This window comes from Streptomyces caelestis (assembly GCF_001279005.1).
Lineage (GTDB): Bacteria > Actinomycetota > Actinomycetes > Streptomycetales > Streptomycetaceae > Streptomyces > Streptomyces heliomycini.
Genome location: NZ_LGCN01000132.1, coordinates 164,602 through 182,826, shown reverse-complemented (window position 1 = coordinate 182,826; position 18,225 = coordinate 164,602). Strand labels below are relative to the sequence as shown.

Here is an 18,225-nt window from a genome sequence, read left to right as displayed (position 1 = left end):
AGTGAAGGAGTCAGTGAGCCGGATGAACGTTAGGGAAGAAGTGGTCGACGTCCTGCGGGGCATCGGGTTCGACGCCGAGGACCTCGAGGACGGCCGGGACCTCGGCCGCGACCTCGACATCGACTCGACCGAACTGGTGGAGATCCTCGTCGCCCTGGAACAGCACTTCGGAATCGACATCGACGCCGAGGCCGAGGGCGGGTTCACCACCTTCGGCGATCTCGTGGCCTGCGTGACGCGCCTGCTCCCGGCCGCCGCGGGAAGGGGATGAGACCGTGCCGCGCATCGAGAACAGCATCGTCATCGAGGCCGACGCCGGGCACGTGTTCGACGTCACCAACGACATCGCCCGCTGGTCGGAGATCTTCGACGAGTACAGCAACGCCAAGGTCGTCTCCCAGGAGCGCGAGGGCCGCTGGAGCGAGATCGTCTTCGAGCTCACCAACGCCGAGGGCGCGAGCTGGCGTTCCTGGCGCATCCTGGACCACCGCGAACTCGTCGCGGTCGCCGAGCGGCGGGACCCGCTGTACCCGTTCCGGTACATGCACCTGAGGTGGACCTACCAGCAGGTCCCGGAGGGCACGCTGATGACCTGGGTCCAGGACTTCGAACTCGACGAGAAGTTCGAGGTGCCGCTGGAGACCGTCCTGGAGCGGATGAACGTCCACACCCGCCACAACCAGGCCGGCATCAAGCGGAAGATCGAGTCCGGGGCCGTACGGCCGTGACCCGGCGCCTGTTCACGTCGGAGTCGGTCACCGAGGGACACCCCGACAAGATCGCAGACCAGATCAGCGACGCGGTCCTGGACGCCCTGCTCGCCCGGGACCGCGACGCCCGGGTGGCCGTGGAGACCCTCGTGACCACCGGTCAGGTGCACATCGCCGGCGAGGTGTCCAGCCGCGCCGTGATCGACGTCGCCGCCGTGGCCCGGGAACGGATCCTCGCCATCGGCTACGACTCCTCCGCCAAGGGGTTCGACGGCGCGAGCTGCGGGGTGAGCGTCTCCCTCGGCCGGCAGTCGCCCGACATCGACCGGGGCGTGTCGGACGCCTACGAGTCGCGGATCGAGGGACACGCGGACGCATTGGACCGGCTCGGCGCCGGCGACCAGGGGCTGATGTTCGGCTTCGCCTGCGACGAGACGCCGGAACTGATGCCGCTGCCCATCACCCTCGCCCACCGGCTGTCCAGGCGCCTGTCCGACGTGCGCAAGGACGGCACGGTCCCCTACCTGCGCCCGGACGGCAAGACCCAGGTCACCGTCGAGTACGACGGCGACCGCCCGGTCCGGCTGGACACGGTCGTCATCTCCAGCCAGCACGCCCGCGACATCGACCTGGACACGCTCCTCGCCCCCGACCTGCGCACCCACGTCCTCGCTCCCGAACTCCACGCGCTGGCCGGCGTCCTGGACGTCTCCGGGGTGCGGCTGCTGGTCAATCCGACCGGCCGCTTCGAGGTCGGCGGCCCGATGGGCGACGCGGGCGTCACCGGCCGGAAGATCATCGTCGACACCTACGGCGGCACGGCCCGGCACGGCGGCGGCGCCTTCTCCGGCAAGGACCCGTCCAAGGTGGACCGCTCGGCGGCGTACGCGATGCGCTGGGTCGCCAAGAACGTGGTGGCGGCCGGCCTGGCCTCGCGCTGCGAGGTGCAGGTCGCCTACGCCATCGGCGCCGCCCGCCCCGTCGGCCTGTTCACGGAGTGCTTCGGCACCGAGACCGTGCCGGTCGCCACCGTCCAGCGCGCCGTCACCGAGGTGTTCGACCTGCGGCCGGGGGCCCTGGTACGCGATCTGGACCTGCTGCGCCCGATCTACTCCCGGACCGCCGCCTACGGGCACTTCGGCCGCACCGGCCCGGAATTCACCTGGGAGGTCACCGACCGGGCCGACAAACTCCGGCAGGCCGCCGGGGTCTGACCCGCACCGCCGCAACCCCTCAGGAGGCTCCAGGGTGCGCATCGCCGTCACCGGGTCCATCGCGGTGGACCACCTCATGTTCTTCCCGGGCCGCTTCACCGAACAACTGGTGCCCGACCGGCTGCACAGCGTCTCCCTGTCGTTCCTGTGCGACCGGCTGGAGATCCGGCGCGGCGGGGTCGCCGCCAACATCGCCCTGGGCCTCGGCCGCCTGGGCCTGACGCCCCTGCTCGTGGGCGCGGTCGGGCCCGACTTCACCGACTACCAGGTGTGGCTGAAGCAGCACGGCGTCGACACCGACTCCGTGCTCGTCGTGCCCGGCGGGCACACGGCACGGTTCGTCTGCACGACCGACGCCGACCACAACCAGATCGGCGCCTTCCACCCCGGGGCCATGGCGGCGGCCTGCACCATCTCGCTGCACGAGGTGGCCGAGCGGGCCGGGCCGCTCGACCTCGTGGTCGTCTCGCCGAACGACCCGGCGGCGATGCTCCGGCACACCGAGGAGTGCCGCACCGCCGCACTGCCGTTCATCGCCGACCCCTCGCAGCAGATCGCCCGCCTGAACCGCGCGGACGCGCAGTTCCTGCTGACGGACGCCCGCTGGCTGTTCACCAACGAGTACGAGTCGGCGCTGCTCCAGGAGAGCACCGGCTGGACCGCCCGGAGCATCCTGGAACGGGTCGGGACCTGGGTGACCACGCTCGGCGCCGCCGGGGTGCTCGTCGAGCGCTCCGGCCACGAGCCGGTCGTGGTGCCCGCCGTCCCCGACGTCACGGCCGTCGAACCGACCGGCGCGGGCGACGCGCTGCGCGCCGGGATGCTCGCCGCCGTCGCCCGGGGCGTCCCGGTCGAGGCGGCGGCCCGGCTGGGCTGCGTCCTCGCCTCCTTCGCCCTGGAGTCGGTCGGCACCCAGGAGTACACGGTGAGCGCCCGCTCGCTGGCGGCCCGGCTGCGCGGCACCTACGGGGAACGTGCGGCGACCGCCCTCGCCCCCGTGCTCGGGAGCCTGCCGTGAACCGCCCACGGACCCTGCGCGCGGAACCCCTGCTGATCCCCCTCGTGGTGGCCGGCGCGGTCCCCGCGGCGCTCGGCCTGTGGCTGCCGGGCCCCCCGCCGCCGGGCGCGGACGGGCTCCGTGCGACCGCCGGGCTCGTCCTGGCCCTGCTCGGCGCCTGGATGACCGCGGACGCCGTGGACCGCGTCTACCTGCGCCAGCCCACCCCCCTGGGCGACCGCCCGCCCGAGCGACTGGTCCGGTCGGGCTGGTACGGGGTGATCCGGAACCCCATGGCCGCCGGGATGACCCTGCTCCTGGCCGGTGAGGCCCTGCTGTGGTCCGCGACGGCCGTCCTGGTCTGGGCCGCGTTCGTCCTGACCGTGTCCTGCGTGACCACCGTCCGGATCGAGGAGCCGGGACTGCGGGCGGCCTTCGGGGAGCAGTACGCCGCCTACCGGCGCGCGGTGCCCGGGTGGATCCCCGGCACCGCGAGGACCACCGGCCGCCGGGCCGCGCACCGGCGCACGCACTGAGTGACACGCACTGAGTGAGGAGTAGTCGTGTACGTCGACCTGAGCATCCCCGTCAGCCGCCGCGCCCCCGGGGTCGAGTTCGAGCAGTGGCTCCACCGGGACGGCATCCGCCACCTCTCCCGCCGCATACGGGCGTTGCCCGGCGACAGCCGCAGGGACCGGCTGGTCAACCACTGGCGGTGGCTGACCGGCCGCCGCCGGCTGCGCCCCCACGACCTGCCGGACGGCTGCTTCCTGTCCAACGAGTTCTACCGCATGTCCGTGCACCAGGGCACGCACGTGGACGCGCCCTTCCACTACGGGCCCGAGTGCGAGGGGCGCCCCGCCAGGAAGGTCATGGACCTGCCCCTGGAGTGGTTCCGCGGACCCGGGGTCGTGCTGGACGTCCGGGCCTGCGGGGACAAGGTGACCGCGGCCGACGCCAAGGAGGCGCTGGCGGACTCCGGCGCACGCGTCGGGCCCGGAACCGTGGTGCTCTTCCGCACCGATTCCGATCTGCGTCTGGGCACGCCCGAGTACCACACGCGGTCCACGGCGATCACCCCCGGGGCCGTCGACCACCTGCTGGACCTCGGTGTGAAGGTCCTCGGCACGGACTGCTGGAGCTTCGACGGGCCTCCCCGGGACATGGTCGAGCGCTACTACTCCTCGGGGGACCGCGATGTCCTGTGGCCCGCCCACATGCACGGCAGGCGCAGGGAGTTCGTGCAGATCGAAGGGCTCGCCCGGCTCCGGGAGATCCCCGAGGGACCCTTCACCTTCACGGCCTTCCCCGTGGCCCTGGCCGACGCGGGCGCGGCCTGGTGCCGGGCGGTGGCCGAGACGGACCGCGCGGGTGAGGAGCCGGGGACGGAGCGGCGGCCATGAACGCGGACCACGGCACCCGCCTGCTCCTCCTGTCCGCTCCCGGCGCCGAGGAGCTGGCCGGCCTCGCACGTGACACCGCGGCCCGGCTGACGCGGCCCGGCGGCCCTTCGCTGCCGGAGGTGTGCGCACGCGCCGCCGACGGCCCGCACGCCGCCCACCGGCTGAGCGTCACCGGACGCACCGCCGAGGAGGTCGCCGCCCGCCTCGACGCCCACCTGGCCGGGGAGACGGTCCGCGAGGTGCGCACCGGGGTCGCCGGGAGGGACGCGCGCGTCGCGTTCCTCTTCAGCGGCCAGGGCGCGCAGTTCGCGGGCATGGGGCAGGGGCTGTACCGCACCGAGCGGGTGTACCGGGAGACGTTCGACCGCTGCGCGGAGGCGGCCCGGCCGTTCGTCTCGACGCCGTTGCAGCGGCTTCTCCACCCCGACGCGGAGCCCCACGTCGTGCACCGGACGGCACACGGCGCGCTCGGCACCTTCTGCGTGAGCACGGCCCTCGCCGAGCTGTGGCGCAGCAGGGGCGTCGAGCCCGCGGCGGTGCTCGGCTTCAGCTCCGGCGAGTACGCGGCCGCCGCCTGCGCGGGCGCGCTCCGGATGGAGGACGCGGTACGGCTGCTCGGCACGGAGATCACCCTGGCGGAGCGGGTCACGGACGGCGCGATGGCGGTCGTCGCCCTGGACGAGCACACCGCACTCGACGTGCTCGGGGACTTCGAGCCGACGGTGGGGATCGCGGCGGTCATCTCACCGGGGGAGGTGTCGCTGTCGGGGCGGGCCGCCACCCTGGACCGGATCACGGAGCGGCTGGGCGCCTCGGGAACCCGGGTCAGCAGGCTCCCGGTGCCGGCGGGCCTGCACTCGCCGCTCCAGGAACCGGCGCTCGGCGAACTGACCGCCGCCGCGAAGGGGGTGCGCCCCGGTGCTCCCCGCGTGCCCTTCGTCTCCACCGTCACCGGGCGGCCCGTGGAGGCCGGACAGCTCACCCCGGCGTACTGGGGGCGGCACATGCGCGGTCCGGTGCGCTTCCTGGACGCGATCCGCGCGGTGGACGCGATGGGGGTGCGCGCCTTCCTGGAACTCGGGCCGGGACGGGCGCTGGTGGGGCTCGGCGCCCGCTGTCTGCCGGGCGGCGGACGTTCCTGGCCGGCGTCGCTGGGCCGCAGTACCGACGGCACGGGGACGATGCTGGACGCCCTCGGCCGGCTGTACACGGCCGGGACGCCGGTGAGCCGGTCCGCGGTCGGCGCGGGGGTCCGTCCGGCCCCTTGACGCAGTTATAATCCGCGGAATGGTTCAGGGAGAAAAAACGCGGTCGGCTCCGGGAAGGCCGCGCAGTGCGGAAGTGTCCAGGGAGATCGTCCTCGCGGCACTCGCGTTGTTGCGGGAGAGAGGGCCGACGGGAGTCACCGTGGAGGCCGTGGCCCAGCGTTCCGGGGTCGCGAAGACCACGATCTACCGGCGTTACAGGAACCGTTACGAGCTGCTGCGTTCCTCCCTGGCCTTCGTGGAGGACATTCCCGAGCCGCCGGTGGGAATCCCGGTCCGGGAAAGACTACTGAATTTGCTTGAGCAATTCAGGCGCGGTCTCGAGGACGTGGTGGGGCTGCGGGCCCTCGCCGCGGTATTGCACGGCGACGAGGACCCGGAATTCACCCGCGCCTTCCGCGAGACCATTCTGCGTCCCCGCCTGGACGTCATGCTCGGAACGCTGCGCGCGGGGGAGGCGGAGGGGGAACTGCGGGCCGGCGTGGACCACGAGACGGTGGTGAGCATGCTGGCGGGCTCCTACATAGCCCGCTCCGTCACCCAGGGCACCCCGCCGTCCGACTGGGCCGACCGGGTCCTGGACGTCGTCTGGCCGTCGATCCGCGCCTGAGGCGGTCCCGTGGACCGGCCCCGCGGCCGGCCCACGGGACCGCACGGCGTGTCCGGCCCCCCACGCCCGGCGAGGCCGTCGTCGCGGACGCTCGTGCCCGGCCCGTGCCCCGGTCCGTCCGGCCGCACCGCCGGCACCGCCGAGGCGGCCGCTCGCGCCCCTGCCCGTCGACTCCCTCCCCGGCGGCGCCCCTGGCCGTCCGACACCCCGCACCGCGTCAGTCCACGTGCTCCGGGCGCAGGCCGACGCCGATGAACTGGGCCGTCCAGCGGGTCAGGAAGGGGAAGCGGCGGACGACGCGGGCGGCCAGGGGGCGTTCCACCGTGGTCCTGCGGTCCTTGGGGTACAGGTCGGCCAGCATGTGCACCTGGGCCGTCTGCACCGCCCGCACCGGCAGGGAACGGCGGCGCTGGACCGCGGCCAGCTCGCGCCGGTCGGGGGTGCGGCCGGCACGCAGCACCGGACCGAGCATCCGCGCGGCGGCCACGGCGTCCTGCACGGCCAGGTTGATGCCCACCCCGCCCGCCGGCGACATCGCGTGGGCGGCGTCGCCGATGCACAGCAGCCCCGGCCGGTGCCAGGTGCGCAGCCTGTCGACGCGCACGCTCAGCAGCTTCACGTGGTCCCAGTCGGTGATCTCCCGGCCCAGCCGCGCGGCGAACGGCCCGTGCACGGAGGCCACGTCGGCGTGCAGCCGGTCCAGGCCCTCCGCGCGGACCGTCTCGTAGGCGCCCTGCGGGATGACGTAGGCGATCTGCCAGTACTCACCGCGGTCGATGGTGACCAGGACGAAGCCGGGACCCGTGTGCAGGAAGCTCATGGTCTCGCCCGGCTCTCGGCTCAGCCGGAACCAGAGCACGTCCATGGGCGCCGCGGACGCCGAGACGGGCAGCCCGACGGACCGGCGCATGGCGGAGTGCCGGCCGTCGGCGGCGAGCACGAGGTCCGCCCGGACCTCCAGGGGCCCGTCCGGCGTCACGGCCCGCACCCCGCGGACCCGGTCTCCCTCCCGGACCACCCCGGTGGCCTCGGCCTTCTGGAGCAGCCGGAACGTGTCCAGTTCCCGGCCCTTGCGCGCGAGGAAGTCGAGGACGTCCCACTGCGGCATGAACGCGATGTACGGGTGGGTGCCGCGGATCCTCGCGAAGTCGGCGAAGACGGTGGGGCCCGCGGGCGTCTGCACGGTGATGGTGCTGACCTTGCTGTGCGGGATCCGCAGGAACTCGTCGATCATCCCCAGTTCCTCGATGATCCGCAGGGTCGACGGGTGCACCGTGTCCCCGCGGAAGTCCCGCAGAAAATCACCGTGTTTCTCGAGGACGGTCACGTCCACGCCCTGCCGGGCGAGCAGCAGGCCCGCCATCATGCCCGCGGGGCCACCGCCGACGACGACGCACCGGCTGGTCAGGGTCTGCACAGTCTGCTCCTGTGGTTGACGGTGGCGCGGGGATCAGTGCCCCGCGGCGATCGGAAGGGGCTCGCCGTCGGGCCCGGTGGTGACGAGGTCGCGGCCGCGGATCAGGGGGAGGACGACGACCGCCCCCACGAAGGCCACCACCGCGGAGACGGTCAGGATCGAGTTGAGGCCGTCGACGAACGCGCCCTGCGCCGCCCCGGCGAACACCCCGCGCTGCTCCCCGGGCAGCTGCGCGAGCACGGGACCGACCTGCCCGGAGGCCACCGCGTGGCCGAGTTCGCCGGCCCGGGCCTCCAGCGGGGTGCCCACCAGTGCGTCGTGGACGCCGTCCCGCACCCGGTCGGCGAAGACGGAGCCGAGCGTGGCCACCCCCACGGCGATCCCCAGGGAGCGGCAGGTGTTGCTCAGCCCGGAGGCGACGCCGACCCGGGCCGGCTCGACCGCGCCCATCGCGGCGGCGACCACGTTGGGGTTGACCAGGCCGACACCGAGACCGGTGACCAGCTGACCGGCGAGCAGGCCCGTCCAGTCGTCCGAGACGGAGATGCCGCCCATGAGCAGCAGTCCCGTACCGATGCAGGCCAGGCCCGCGGAGACCAGCCAGCGGGCCGGCAACAGGGTCCCCAGGCGGGCCGCCGCCGCGGACGCCACGAAGATGGAGAGGGTCAGCGGCAGCAGCCGCAGCCCCGCGGCCAGTGGTTCGTGGCCCAGCACCGTCTGCAGGTACAGGGTGATGTACAGGAGCAGGGCGAACGCCGTCGTGCTCATGGCCAGTACGCCCAGCGCGGCGCCCGTGGTGGTGATCTTCTCGAACAGCTCACCCGGCAGCATGGGGTCGCGCCGGACCCGTTCGATGACGACGAAGACGACGAGGGAGACGCCCGAGACGATGAACGCACTGACCACCGGGGTGCTGCCCCACCCCTCCTCGTTGGCCCGCAGCAGGGCGAAGGAGAGCGTGCCCAGGGCGGTGCCGAGGGTGAGGAAGCCGGGCCAGTCGATGGCGCCCGGCCGCTCCGCGCGGGACTCGTCGACGCGCAGGACGGTGGCGACGAGGGCCAGGATCCCGACCGGAAGATTGACCAGAAAGATCCACCGCCAGCCCACGCCCTCCACGAGGATCCCGCCGGCGAGCGGTCCCACGGCCAGGGCGGCGCCGCTGACCGCGCCCCAGACGGCGAGCGCCACGTGGCGGTCCTTGTTGTCCGGGTAGGCGGCGGCCAGCAGCGCCAGGGACGTGGCCAGCAGGGCGGCGCCGCCGATCCCTTGCAGCACCCGCGCCAGATTGAGCATCAGGGGGTTCTGGGCGACCCCGCACAGCAGGGACGCGAGGGTGAAGACGGCCATCCCCCAGGAGAAGACGGCTCGTCTGCCGAACCGGTCGGCGAGCGACCCCGCCGTGAGCAGGGCGGCCGACAGTGCGACGGCGTAGGCGGCCACCACCCACTGCAGATCGGTGAGGGACGCGTCGAGCGCCTCCTCGATGTCGGGTAGTGCGATGTTCACGATCGTGACGTCGAGGAGCAGCATGAAGCTGCCCACCGACACCACGCACAAGGTCCACCATCGCTTGAGCACGACGCCGCCCCTCCCAGTCCGGAGTCAATACGATACGCTACAGGTAGCGTATCGTATTGACTCCGAGGTGGGCGCGGACGGAGAGGGGGTCAGGTCTTGACGACCGACTGCGGGTGGAAGTCCGGGCAGCGCAGGGCGTACAGGGCGGTCTGGAGGCGGTTGCGGGTGCCCAGTTTGGCGTAGATGCGGCTGAGGTAGTTGCGTACGGTCTTGGGGGTGATGCCCAGTCGGGCGGCGATGTGGTGGGTCTCCTGGTCGTCCGCGACCAGGAAGAGGATCTCCCGTTCGCGCCGGGTGAGCAGGTCGAGGGGTGAGGCGTCGCGGCTCAGTCCGCCGGAGACGAGTTCGAGGACCTGCCCGGCGGCCGCGGCGGACAGGGCGACGCCTTCGCGGTGCACGGTGAGCAGGGTGTCGCGCAGTTCCTGGGCGTCGATGTCGCGCGAGAGGTAGGCGTTGGCGCCGGCCACGAAGGCTTCGCGCATGTGGATCGGCTGCCGGCTGGACGCCAGGACGATGATGCGGACGTGCCGTGAGCTCCGGCGGATCGCCCTCGCGGTGTCCATGCCTCCGTTTCCGCCCGCTCCCGGGCCCATCACGACGAGGTGCGGATGATGTCGCCGTAGTTGGCGCAGTGTGGTGGCCTCGTCGTGTGTGACGGCCACCACCGAGAACTCCTTGAAACTCTGCAGTAGGTTGCGGAAACCTTCGGCGACCAGCCGTTCGGTGTCCATGAGCAAGATCCGAATCGATGACATCGGCGACCCTCCGTCGTATTCACGATCGTGAAGAGAGTGCGCGGGTGCATCGAGATGCCCCCGTTGTCGGCCTGTCCTCCGCTGGCTGTCGGAAAATGGGCCAACTGGCGACCGATAGTACACGACTGCTCATACTATTTTCGGACAAGGTCAGGAAGTTGATGCGCGCGTAACGCGTGCTCATTGGGGGCGGCATTCCCCATTCTTGTCATTTCCTGCGCGTCGGTAATTGAACGTCTGACCTATTTTCTTCGCGTGACGGGCGTGATTCGGCCGGGGTGGAGGGGTGGGGATTTCCCCGCCGCGCGCGACGGCTCGTGCGGGGCTGCCCGCCGGGAGGCTCCGTGGCCCCGCGTCGACGCCGACGGCGCCGGCTTCGGTCCGCAGGGGCGCGGCCGGAGCGCCACCGTCTGCGCCGCCGTCGGCTGTGCGCGGCCGATGCCGCCCGGGCGGACGCGCCGCGGCCCCCTTCCGCTCCCGGACGGGGAGGGAAGGGGGCCGCGGCGCGGGGGCGGGACGGCTCAGGAGGTCGTGGCGGGGGCCTCGTCCCGGCCGGAGGCGTCGACGGCCTCGCCCTCGTCGAGCCCGACGTCCTTCGTCTCCTTGCCCAGCAGCAGCGCGACCAGGGTCAGCAGCGCCATCGAGGAGAGGTAGACGCCGACCAGCCACGGCGAGCCGTCGCCGGCCTCCCACAGGGCGACCGCTATGAACGGGGCGACGGCCGCGCCGAGGATCGAGCTGACGTTGTAGGAGATCCCGGAGCCCGTGTAGCGCACGCTCGTCGGGAAGAGCTCCGGCAGCAGCGCGCCCATCGGGCCGAACGTCATGCCCATCAGCGTGAAGCCGAGCACCAGCCACAGCACCACGCCCAGCGTGCCCAGGCCGATCAGCGGCACCCACACCAGCCCGAAGACCAGGATCCCGGCGGTGACCGCGATCAGCGTGGCGCGCCGGCCGTACCTGTCGGCGAGCGGGCCGGAGACCAGGGTGAACGCGGCGAAGAACAGCACCCCGAAGATCATCATCAGGACGAAGGTGGTGTAGCCGTACCCCAGGCCGGGCACGGCGGCGTCCTCGGGGGTGCGGCCGTAGCTCAGCGAGAACGTGGTCATCAGGTAGAAGAGCACGTACGTCGCCAGCATGAAGAAGGTGCCGAGGACCAGTTGCCTCCAGTGGTTGCGGAAGACGGTGGCCAGCGGCAGCTTGCGCACCAGCCCGGCCTCGCGGGTCTTGGAGAAGACCGGCGCCTCCACCAGGCGCATGCGCACCCACAGGCCGATCGCGACCATCACCGCGGAGAACAGGAACGGGATGCGCCAGCCCCAGCTCAGGAAGGCGTCCGAGGGCTGGGACGGGTCGGCGCCCGCCGTGGACGGCAGCAGCGCGCCGATGATCAGGAAGAGCCCGTTGCCGATGATGAAGCCGAGCGGGGCGCCCAGCTGCGGGAACGTGCCGTAGAGGGCGCGCTTGCCCTTCGGGGCGTTCTCGGTGGCGACCAGGGCCGCGCCGCTCCACTCGCCGCCGAGCGCGAAGCCCTGCGCGAGCCGCATCAGCACCAGCAGTGCGGTGGCGGCCCAGCCGGCCTGCGCGTAGGTGGGCAGCACGCCGATGAGGAAGGTGGCGATGCCCATGGTGAGGAGCGACGCCACCAGCGTGCCCTTGCGGCCGAGCCGGTCGCCGAGGTGCCCGAAGACCACGGCGCCGATCGGGCGGGCGACCATCGCGGCGCCGAACACCGCGAAGGACGACAGCAGCGCCGTCGTCGGGTCGCTGTTCGGGAAGAAGAGCTTGGGGAAGACCAGGACGGCGGCGGTCGCGTAGATGTAGAAGTCGTAGAACTCGATCGTCGTGCCGATGAGGCTCGCGATGAGGACCCGGGACCGAGAGTTGACGGGTGCCGGGGCCGGACTGGTGGTGGGTGCGGGCATTTCACGGTCTTTCCGGGGAGGAACGGTCACCGGCGGCGTACACCGGCCGCCCGCACGGAGCCACGCGTTCTCCCTCGCGGGAGGCCGCGCGAACCGTGTGGGCCGTACAACGATCTCAGACATCTCACTGGTCAGAAACGTCGTACCACCATGTGAGACGTCGATATTGCGTGGCCCGGCCCTCCCCTCCCTCCCTACACTCATCGCACAGACGCCGCCCGCCGTCGGGCCGCGCATCCATGACCAGTGGGGGGAGACGGGCCGTGCGTGATCGCGCCGCTGCCGCCGCTCCCCGTTCCCGGTCCCGTCGGTCCGTGGTGATCCTGGTGTCCCGGTCCGCCCGGTGCCCGCTGCGCGGCCGGCACCGGACGCCCCCGACGCACATCTGATCCTCGACGCCCGGCACATCAGGGGCGTCCGAGGCCGTGCGCCGGGGAGATCGCGCCGCCCTTTCCCGGAACACCCGAAAGGCCACGGGCCATGCGCACCGACCCCCTCGCCACCGTCCGCAACCTGGGCATCCTCGCCCACGTCGACGCCGGCAAGACCACCGTCACCGAACGGATCCTGTTCGCCACCGGCACCACGCACAAGCGCGGCGAGGTGCACGACGGCACCACTGTCACCGACTTCGACCCGCAGGAACGCGACCGGGGCATCACCATCTTCGCCGCCGCCGTCAGCTGCGCCTGGGACGGTCACCGGATCAACCTCATCGACACCCCGGGCCACGTCGACTTCGCCGACGAGGTGGAGCGCTCCCTGCGCGTCCTCGACGGCGCGGTCGCCGTGTTCGACGCGGTCGCCGGCGTGGAGCCGCAGAGCGAGTCGGTGTGGCGGCAGGCGGACCGGCACGGTGTGCCGCGCCTCGCGTTCGTCAACAAGATGGACCGGGCCGGCGCCGACCTGGACGCCGCCGTCGCCTCCATCCGGGAGCGGCTGCACCCCGCACCCCTGGCGGTGCAGCTGCCGATCGGCGCGGAGGACGCCTTCACCGGCGTCGTCGACCTGCTGCACATGCGGGCCCTGACCTGGACCGACGCGGGCGAGGCACGCGATCCGGCACCGGTGCCGGACGACCTGCGGGAGGAGGCGCACCGGCGGCGCCGGCTGCTGGAGGAAGCCGTCGCCGAACTGCACCCGGGCGCGCTGGAGGAGTTCTGCGCCACGGGTGCGCTCGACGCCGGCACGCTCACCGCCGCCCTGCGGGACCTGACCCGCGACGGTGACGCCGTCGTCGTCCTGTGCGGCTCCGCCTACCGCGACCGCGGCGTCGAACCCCTGCTGGACGCCGTACTCGCCTACCTGCCGTCACCCCTCGACGTGCCGCCGGTACGCGGTACGCGTGAGGACGACGGCACCGAGCAGCGGCGGTCCGCCGACCCGGCGGCGCCGCTCGCCGCCCTCGCGTTCAAGGTGACCGCCACCGCCACCGGACGGCTGACCTACCTGCGCCTGTACGCGGGAACGATCGAGAAGGGAGACACCGTGTGGGACGCCACCGCGCGCCGCTCCGAGCGCATCGGCCGCATCCTGCGCGTCCGGGCCGACCGGCACGCCCCACTGGAGCGGGCCGTCGCCGGGGACATCGTCGCCGTGATCGGACTCAGGTCCGCCCGCCCCGGCTCCACCCTGTGCGCACCGCACGCCCCGCTCGTCCTGGAGCCCCCGGGGGTCGCCGAGCCGGTCGTCTCCGTGGCGGTCGAGGCGCTGAAGGGCACGGACACCGGGCGTCTGGCGTCGGCACTCGCGCGGCTCGCCGAGGAGGACCCCTCGCTGGTCGTGCGCACCGACCCGGAGACCGGTCAGACGGTGCTGTCCGGCATGGGCGAGCTGCACCTGGAGGTCGCGGTGGAGAAGATCCGGCGTGAGCAGGGGGTGGGCGTCACCATGGGCCGCCCCCGGGTCAGTCACCGGGAGACCGTCGGGCGCGGGGTGTCCGGGTTCGTGTACCGGCACGTCAAACAGGACGGCGGGGCGGGCCAGTTCGCCCACGTCGTGCTGGACGTCGAGCCGCTGGCGGCGCCCGGCGCCGGCTTCGAGTTCCGCTCGGCGGTCGTCGGCGGGCGCGTGCCGCAGGAGTACGTCCGCGCGGTCGAGGCCGGCTGCCGGGACGCCCTGACCGAGGGGCCGTTGGGCGGTCACCCGGTGACCGGGCTCCGCGTCACGCTCACCGACGGGTCGACCCATGTGAAGGACTCCTCGGACACCGCGTTCCGCACCGCCGGCCGGTTCGGGCTGCGAGGCGCCCTGCGGGCCTGCGCGATGGTCCTGCTGGAGCCGGTCGCCGAGGTCACGGTCACCGTGCCCGAGGACGCGGTGGGCGGGGTGCTCGGCGATCTGGCCGCGCGGCGCGGCCGGGTGACCGGTTCGGTCACCCGGGCCGGCGCGACGGTCGTCACCGCCACCGTGCCGCTGGCCGAACTGTTCGGCTACGCCACGCGGTTGCGCAGCCGCACCCAGGGCCGCGGCACCTTCACCACCCGGCCCACCGGCCACGCCCCCGCACCGGCCCCCGCGCGGTGAGCGGTAAGGCGTGAACGGCGGCCCCTTTCACGACCGGAGCCGGGAGGGGCCGCCCCCGCCGGCGTACGGGCCCGCCCCGGCCGACGCCGGCGGCCGGTGCGGGCCCGTACGCCGGGTCAGGGGTAGGACACGACCTTGGACGGCACGGTGTCGCTGCCCGAGGTCGGGGCCCCGGTGTCGTTGATGACGCACTCGTACTGGCCGTGCCCGCTCAGCGAGACGACCAGCAGGTCGTGGAAGCGCACGCCGGGACGGTCCGGGGCGGCGAAGCCGTGGTGCTGGACGATGCCCGGGTTCACGTTGTAGTAGCAGTAACTGCCCATGCCCCAGCCCTCGTGGGTGGTGACATGGTCGCCGACCTTGTAGGCCGCGTAGCCCTTGATCGAGCCGTTCTGGATCGCGGCCTGGTCGGGGGCGTCGTACGCCTTCTCGTTCTGGAAGAAGACCGTGCGGCCGCGTTCGCCGTTCCACTGCACGTCGTACTTGTTGAAGTGCTCGACGAACAGGCCGGTGGCGAGCACGTCGTGGCCGTTGACGACGACGCCGTAGTCGCAGCGGTTGGTCTCCCAGCCGACGCCGTCGCCGTGGTCGGCGCGCCAGACCCAGGTGTGGTCGACGATGGTGTTCCGGGCGTTGACCACCATGCCGGTGGTCGCCTTGCCGGGTCCCGCCCCGCCGATCCGGATGAAGACGTCCTGCACGGTGACGGGGTTCGCGGAGTGGTCCCGGCGCGCCCCGTCCGGGCCGACCTCCAGCAGCGTACGGGAGGTGACCGGACCGGCGTCGATCAGGAAGCCGGCGAGGCGTACACCGTCGACGTCGGCGACCTTCAGGGCGGTGGCGCCGTGGTCGGGGATCAGGGTGGCGTAGCCGAGGCCGAGGACGACCGTGTTGGGGCGGTTCACCCGGACCGGCTGGTCGACGTGGTAGACGCCCGGCGTGAGCAGCAGGTGCAGGCCCTGGTCGAGCGCCCGGTTGAGGGTGGCCGCCGAGTCGCCCGGCCTGGCGACGTAGAAGCGCTCCAGCGGCAGGGAGGTGCCGCGCGGGGTGCCGTTGCCCCAGGTGACGCCCCGCGCGTTCCTCCGCAGCGCGGGCAGGAAGACGCGGTAGCGGTCGCCGTCGAGGTACAGGAAGGGCTTCTCGCGGGAGAGCGGCGTCGTGGCGAGCGTGGTGTACGGCGGGTCCGGGAAGCTCTGCGCGGGAGCGCCCTCGACGCCCGAGAACACCATGTTCCAGACGGCGTTGGTCCAGCCGCCGACCGAGCTGTCCCGGGTGTACCACTGCTGCTGCGAGTACGGCCCGACCGTGCCGTCGACGCGGCTGTCGGCGATGTAGCCGCCGCTCGCCCAGCCGTAGCCGGACGGGGCGAGGTCGAGCCCGCCGCGCACGTGCATCCGGCGGAACGGCGCGGCCTGCGCGACCGCCCACCGGTTGGTGCCGCTGACCGGCACCAGCGCCAGGTTCTCCGCCGAACGCCAGAAGTTCTGCGTGGCGTTGCCGTCGAACCAGCCGGCGTCGACCGTCACGTCACCGTGGATGGTGGTGTCGTCGGGGGAGAGGCCGAGCCCGGAGACGGAGGTGTAGAAGCCGATCTGCGCGTTGAGCCCGTGGTACGTGCCGGGCCTGAACAGCAGTTGGCAGCGGCCGGCGCCGAACTGCGCCGACTCCTGCCGGGCGAACACCTCGTCGAGCCTGGCCTGGATGCCCGGCGTGGACGGGTCGAAGACGATCACGTCGGGACCGAGATCGCCACCGCCCTTCAGACGGCGCGGTTTCCCGCGTTTCACCGACGGCGCGGCGAAGGCCGCCGAGGGCAGTCCGGCCAGGACCGGGGCGGCGGCCGCGGCGCCGAGCACGGTGCGGCGGCCGATGGCCGGTGGCCGGGAGGACGACGGGGAGTCGGACGTCATGGGGCGGCTCTCCTGGTTCGGGAAGTGAACGGCGTGGGGTGGTGGGAGCGCTCTCTCGCCGCTGAATGGTTCATCCGTGGAACAGATGAGTCAAGGGGTGCGGCAAGAGTCGGACGAGCCCGTCCGAACCCTTGACGTCCCGACTCGAGAAGGTTTAACTCACGTTCTAAATTAAGACGTGAGGCGCTTCCCTCGCGCCGAGGCGCCGCCCCGCGCACCCCGAAAGGGGGCACCGGGAGCCATGCGCGGAATCCGAGCCGCGGCCACCGGCGCCGTCGTCCTGCCTCCCGCACGCGCCGCCTCGGCCCGCGGAGGCGGACCGGGCACCGGCGGCGGGTCCGACACCTCGCCGGTTCCCCGCCGCGACGCCACCTCGTCGCCGGCCTGACGGCGGGAGCCGTCACGTGCCGAATCCCCCGATCCCGAAAGGACTTACGTGACCATCGACTACGCCGCCCTCCCCGACGACTTCCTGTGGGGCACGGCCACCTCGGCGTACCAGATCGAGGGGGCCGTGGCGGAGGACGGCCGCTCCCCGTCGATCTGGGACACCTTCTCGCACACCCCCGGCGCCATCGCGGGCGGCGACCACGGTGACGTCGCCTGCGACCACTACCACCGCTGGCGCGAGGACATCGGCCTGATGCGACGCCTCGGCACCAACGCCTACCGGCTGTCCCTCGCCTGGCCGCGCGTCGTGCCGGGCGGCGACGGCCCGGTGAACGCCGAGGGCCTGGCCTTCTACGACCGGCTGGTCGACGGCCTGCTCGAGGCCGGCATCACCCCGTCGGTCACCCTCTACCACTGGGACCTGCCGCAGACCCTCCAGGACCGCGGCGGCTGGCCCGAGCGCGACACCGCCGAGCACTTCGCCGCGTACGCCTCCGTCGTCGCCGAACGCCTCGGCGATCGCGTGAGCCACTGGGCGACCCTCAACGAACCCCTGTGCTCCGCCTGGATCGGCCACCTCGAGGGCACGATGGCCCCCGGCTGGACCGACCTGACCGCCGCCGTCCGCGCCTCCTACCACCTGCTGCTCGGCCACGGCCTGGCCGCCCGCGCCCTCCGCGCCGCGGCCCCGGGCGCCCAGGTCGGCATCGTCAACAACCTCTCCACGATCCACGCCGCGAGCGACCGCCCCGAGGACCGGGCCGCCGCCGTCCGCATGGACGGCCACACCAACCGCTGGTGGCTCGACCCGGTGCACGGCCGGGGCTTCCCGGAGGACATGCGCGAGGTCTACGGCGTCGAACTCCCGGAGAAGCCGGGCGACCTGGAGACCATCGCGGCCCCGCTCGACTGGCTCGGCCTCAACTACTACTTCCCGCAGGTGGTCGCCGACGATCCCGACGGCCCGGCCCCCCGCGCCGCGTTCGTGCGCCGGGGCGGCGTACCGCGCACCGGCATGGACTGGGAGATCGACGCCGGCGGCATCGAGACGCTGCTGCTGCGCCTGACGAACGAGTACGGCGCCCGCAGGCTCTACGTCACCGAGAACGGCTCCGCCTTCCCGGACGTCGTCCGCCCCGACGGCACGATCGACGACCCGGAGCGCCAGGACTACCTCACCCGGCACCTGGCCGCCTGCGCGTCCGCGGCCCGCAAGGGCGCCCCGCTGGCCGGCTACTTCGCCTGGTCCCTGCTGGACAACTTCGAGTGGGCCTACGGCTACGACAAGCGCTTCGGCCTCGTCCACGTCGACTACGCCACCCAGGTCCGCACCATCAAGGGCTCCGGTCACCGGTACGCGGACATCATCCGCGGTCACGCGGAGCGGAGCCGACGGGCGGCCTGACCGCCGCCGCCCCGGAAGCCGACGAGTGGTCCTCGTGCGGGCGAGGCCGCGCGGCGCCGGCGGCCTCGCCGCTGACGGCGGCGGACGGATTCCGTACGACGCCGCCGTGCGGGGCGA

Annotated in this window: 15 protein-coding genes; 10 read left to right on the top strand and 5 right to left on the bottom strand. The window is 72.9% G+C overall.

Annotated elements, in window-relative coordinates:
* Positions 1-22: 22 nt before the first annotated feature.
* From ADK41_RS13590 to ADK41_RS13555, 8 genes are all read left to right on the top strand, one after another.
* Positions 23-271 carry an acyl carrier protein gene (locus tag ADK41_RS13590; protein WP_030818955.1) on the top strand — a complete coding sequence of 83 codons (249 nt, stop codon included), beginning with the start codon at positions 23-25 and terminating at the stop codon, positions 269-271.
* Positions 272-275: 4 nt separating this feature from the next.
* Positions 276-728, top strand: a complete 453-nt coding sequence (locus tag ADK41_RS13585; protein ID WP_030818954.1) for an SRPBCC family protein — start codon at positions 276-278, stop codon at positions 726-728.
* Positions 725-1,924 carry a methionine adenosyltransferase gene (metK, locus tag ADK41_RS13580; protein ID WP_030818953.1) on the top strand — a complete coding sequence of 400 codons (1,200 nt, stop codon included), beginning with the start codon at positions 725-727 and terminating at the stop codon, positions 1,922-1,924. Before ADK41_RS13585 ends, metK begins: the two co-directional genes overlap by 4 nt.
* Positions 1,925-1,958: 34 nt before the next feature.
* Entirely contained in the window at positions 1,959-2,942 is a 984-nt protein-coding gene (locus ADK41_RS13575) for a carbohydrate kinase family protein (protein ID WP_030818952.1), read from the top strand.
* Complete coding sequence (locus ADK41_RS13570; protein WP_051842771.1) at positions 2,939-3,457, top strand: methyltransferase family protein; 519 nt, start codon at positions 2,939-2,941, stop codon at positions 3,455-3,457. The genes ADK41_RS13575 and ADK41_RS13570 overlap by 4 nt, the downstream gene beginning before the upstream one ends.
* A gap of 27 nt (positions 3,458-3,484) precedes the next feature.
* Complete coding sequence (locus tag ADK41_RS13565) at positions 3,485-4,324, top strand: cyclase family protein (protein ID WP_030818950.1); 840 nt, start codon at positions 3,485-3,487, stop codon at positions 4,322-4,324.
* Positions 4,321-5,592, top strand: a complete 1,272-nt coding sequence (locus ADK41_RS13560) for an acyltransferase domain-containing protein (RefSeq protein WP_051842769.1) — start codon at positions 4,321-4,323, stop codon at positions 5,590-5,592. Before ADK41_RS13565 ends, ADK41_RS13560 begins: the two co-directional genes overlap by 4 nt.
* Positions 5,593-5,665: 73 nt before the next feature.
* A complete protein-coding gene (locus tag ADK41_RS13555) occupies positions 5,666-6,199 on the top strand; it encodes a TetR/AcrR family transcriptional regulator (RefSeq protein ID WP_030818946.1) in 534 nt (177 codons plus the stop codon).
* A gap of 217 nt (positions 6,200-6,416) precedes the next feature.
* On the opposite strand, the gene ADK41_RS13550 is transcribed toward ADK41_RS13555, so the two are convergent.
* From ADK41_RS13550 to ADK41_RS13535, 4 genes are all read right to left on the bottom strand, one after another.
* Positions 6,417-7,616: an FAD-dependent oxidoreductase gene (locus ADK41_RS13550; protein ID WP_030818944.1), complete on the bottom strand. Its 1,200-nt coding sequence runs from the start codon at positions 7,614-7,616 to the stop codon at positions 6,417-6,419.
* Positions 7,617-7,649: 33 nt separating this feature from the next.
* The gene (locus tag ADK41_RS13545; RefSeq protein WP_037803246.1) at positions 7,650-9,194 is read right to left on the bottom strand and encodes an MFS transporter; all 1,545 of its coding nucleotides are present in this window, start codon (positions 9,192-9,194) and stop codon (positions 7,650-7,652) included.
* An 89-nt stretch (positions 9,195-9,283) separates the two neighbouring features.
* Positions 9,284-9,925, bottom strand: coding sequence for a response regulator transcription factor (locus tag ADK41_RS13540; RefSeq protein WP_234318513.1), 642 nt, complete (start codon positions 9,923-9,925; stop codon positions 9,284-9,286).
* Between the two features lie 545 nt (positions 9,926-10,470).
* A complete protein-coding gene (locus tag ADK41_RS13535) occupies positions 10,471-11,877 on the bottom strand; it encodes an MFS transporter (protein WP_030818936.1) in 1,407 nt (468 codons plus the stop codon).
* Between the two features lie 480 nt (positions 11,878-12,357).
* Here ADK41_RS13535 and fusA point away from each other — a divergent pair, with 480 nt between their 5' ends.
* Entirely contained in the window at positions 12,358-14,403 is a 2,046-nt protein-coding gene (gene fusA, locus ADK41_RS13530) for an elongation factor G (RefSeq protein WP_030818934.1), read from the top strand.
* Between the two features lie 116 nt (positions 14,404-14,519).
* On the opposite strand, the gene ADK41_RS13525 is transcribed toward fusA, so the two are convergent.
* Positions 14,520-16,313: a hypothetical protein gene (locus ADK41_RS13525; protein WP_030818933.1), complete on the bottom strand. Its 1,794-nt coding sequence runs from the start codon at positions 16,311-16,313 to the stop codon at positions 14,520-14,522.
* 436 nt (positions 16,314-16,749) lie between these two features.
* Here ADK41_RS13525 and ADK41_RS13520 point away from each other — a divergent pair, with 436 nt between their 5' ends.
* Positions 16,750-18,108 (top strand): GH1 family beta-glucosidase, encoded by a 1,359-nt coding sequence (locus ADK41_RS13520; protein WP_030818931.1) that lies wholly within the window; start codon positions 16,750-16,752, stop codon positions 18,106-18,108.
* The last annotated feature ends 117 nt before the right edge of the window (positions 18,109-18,225 follow it).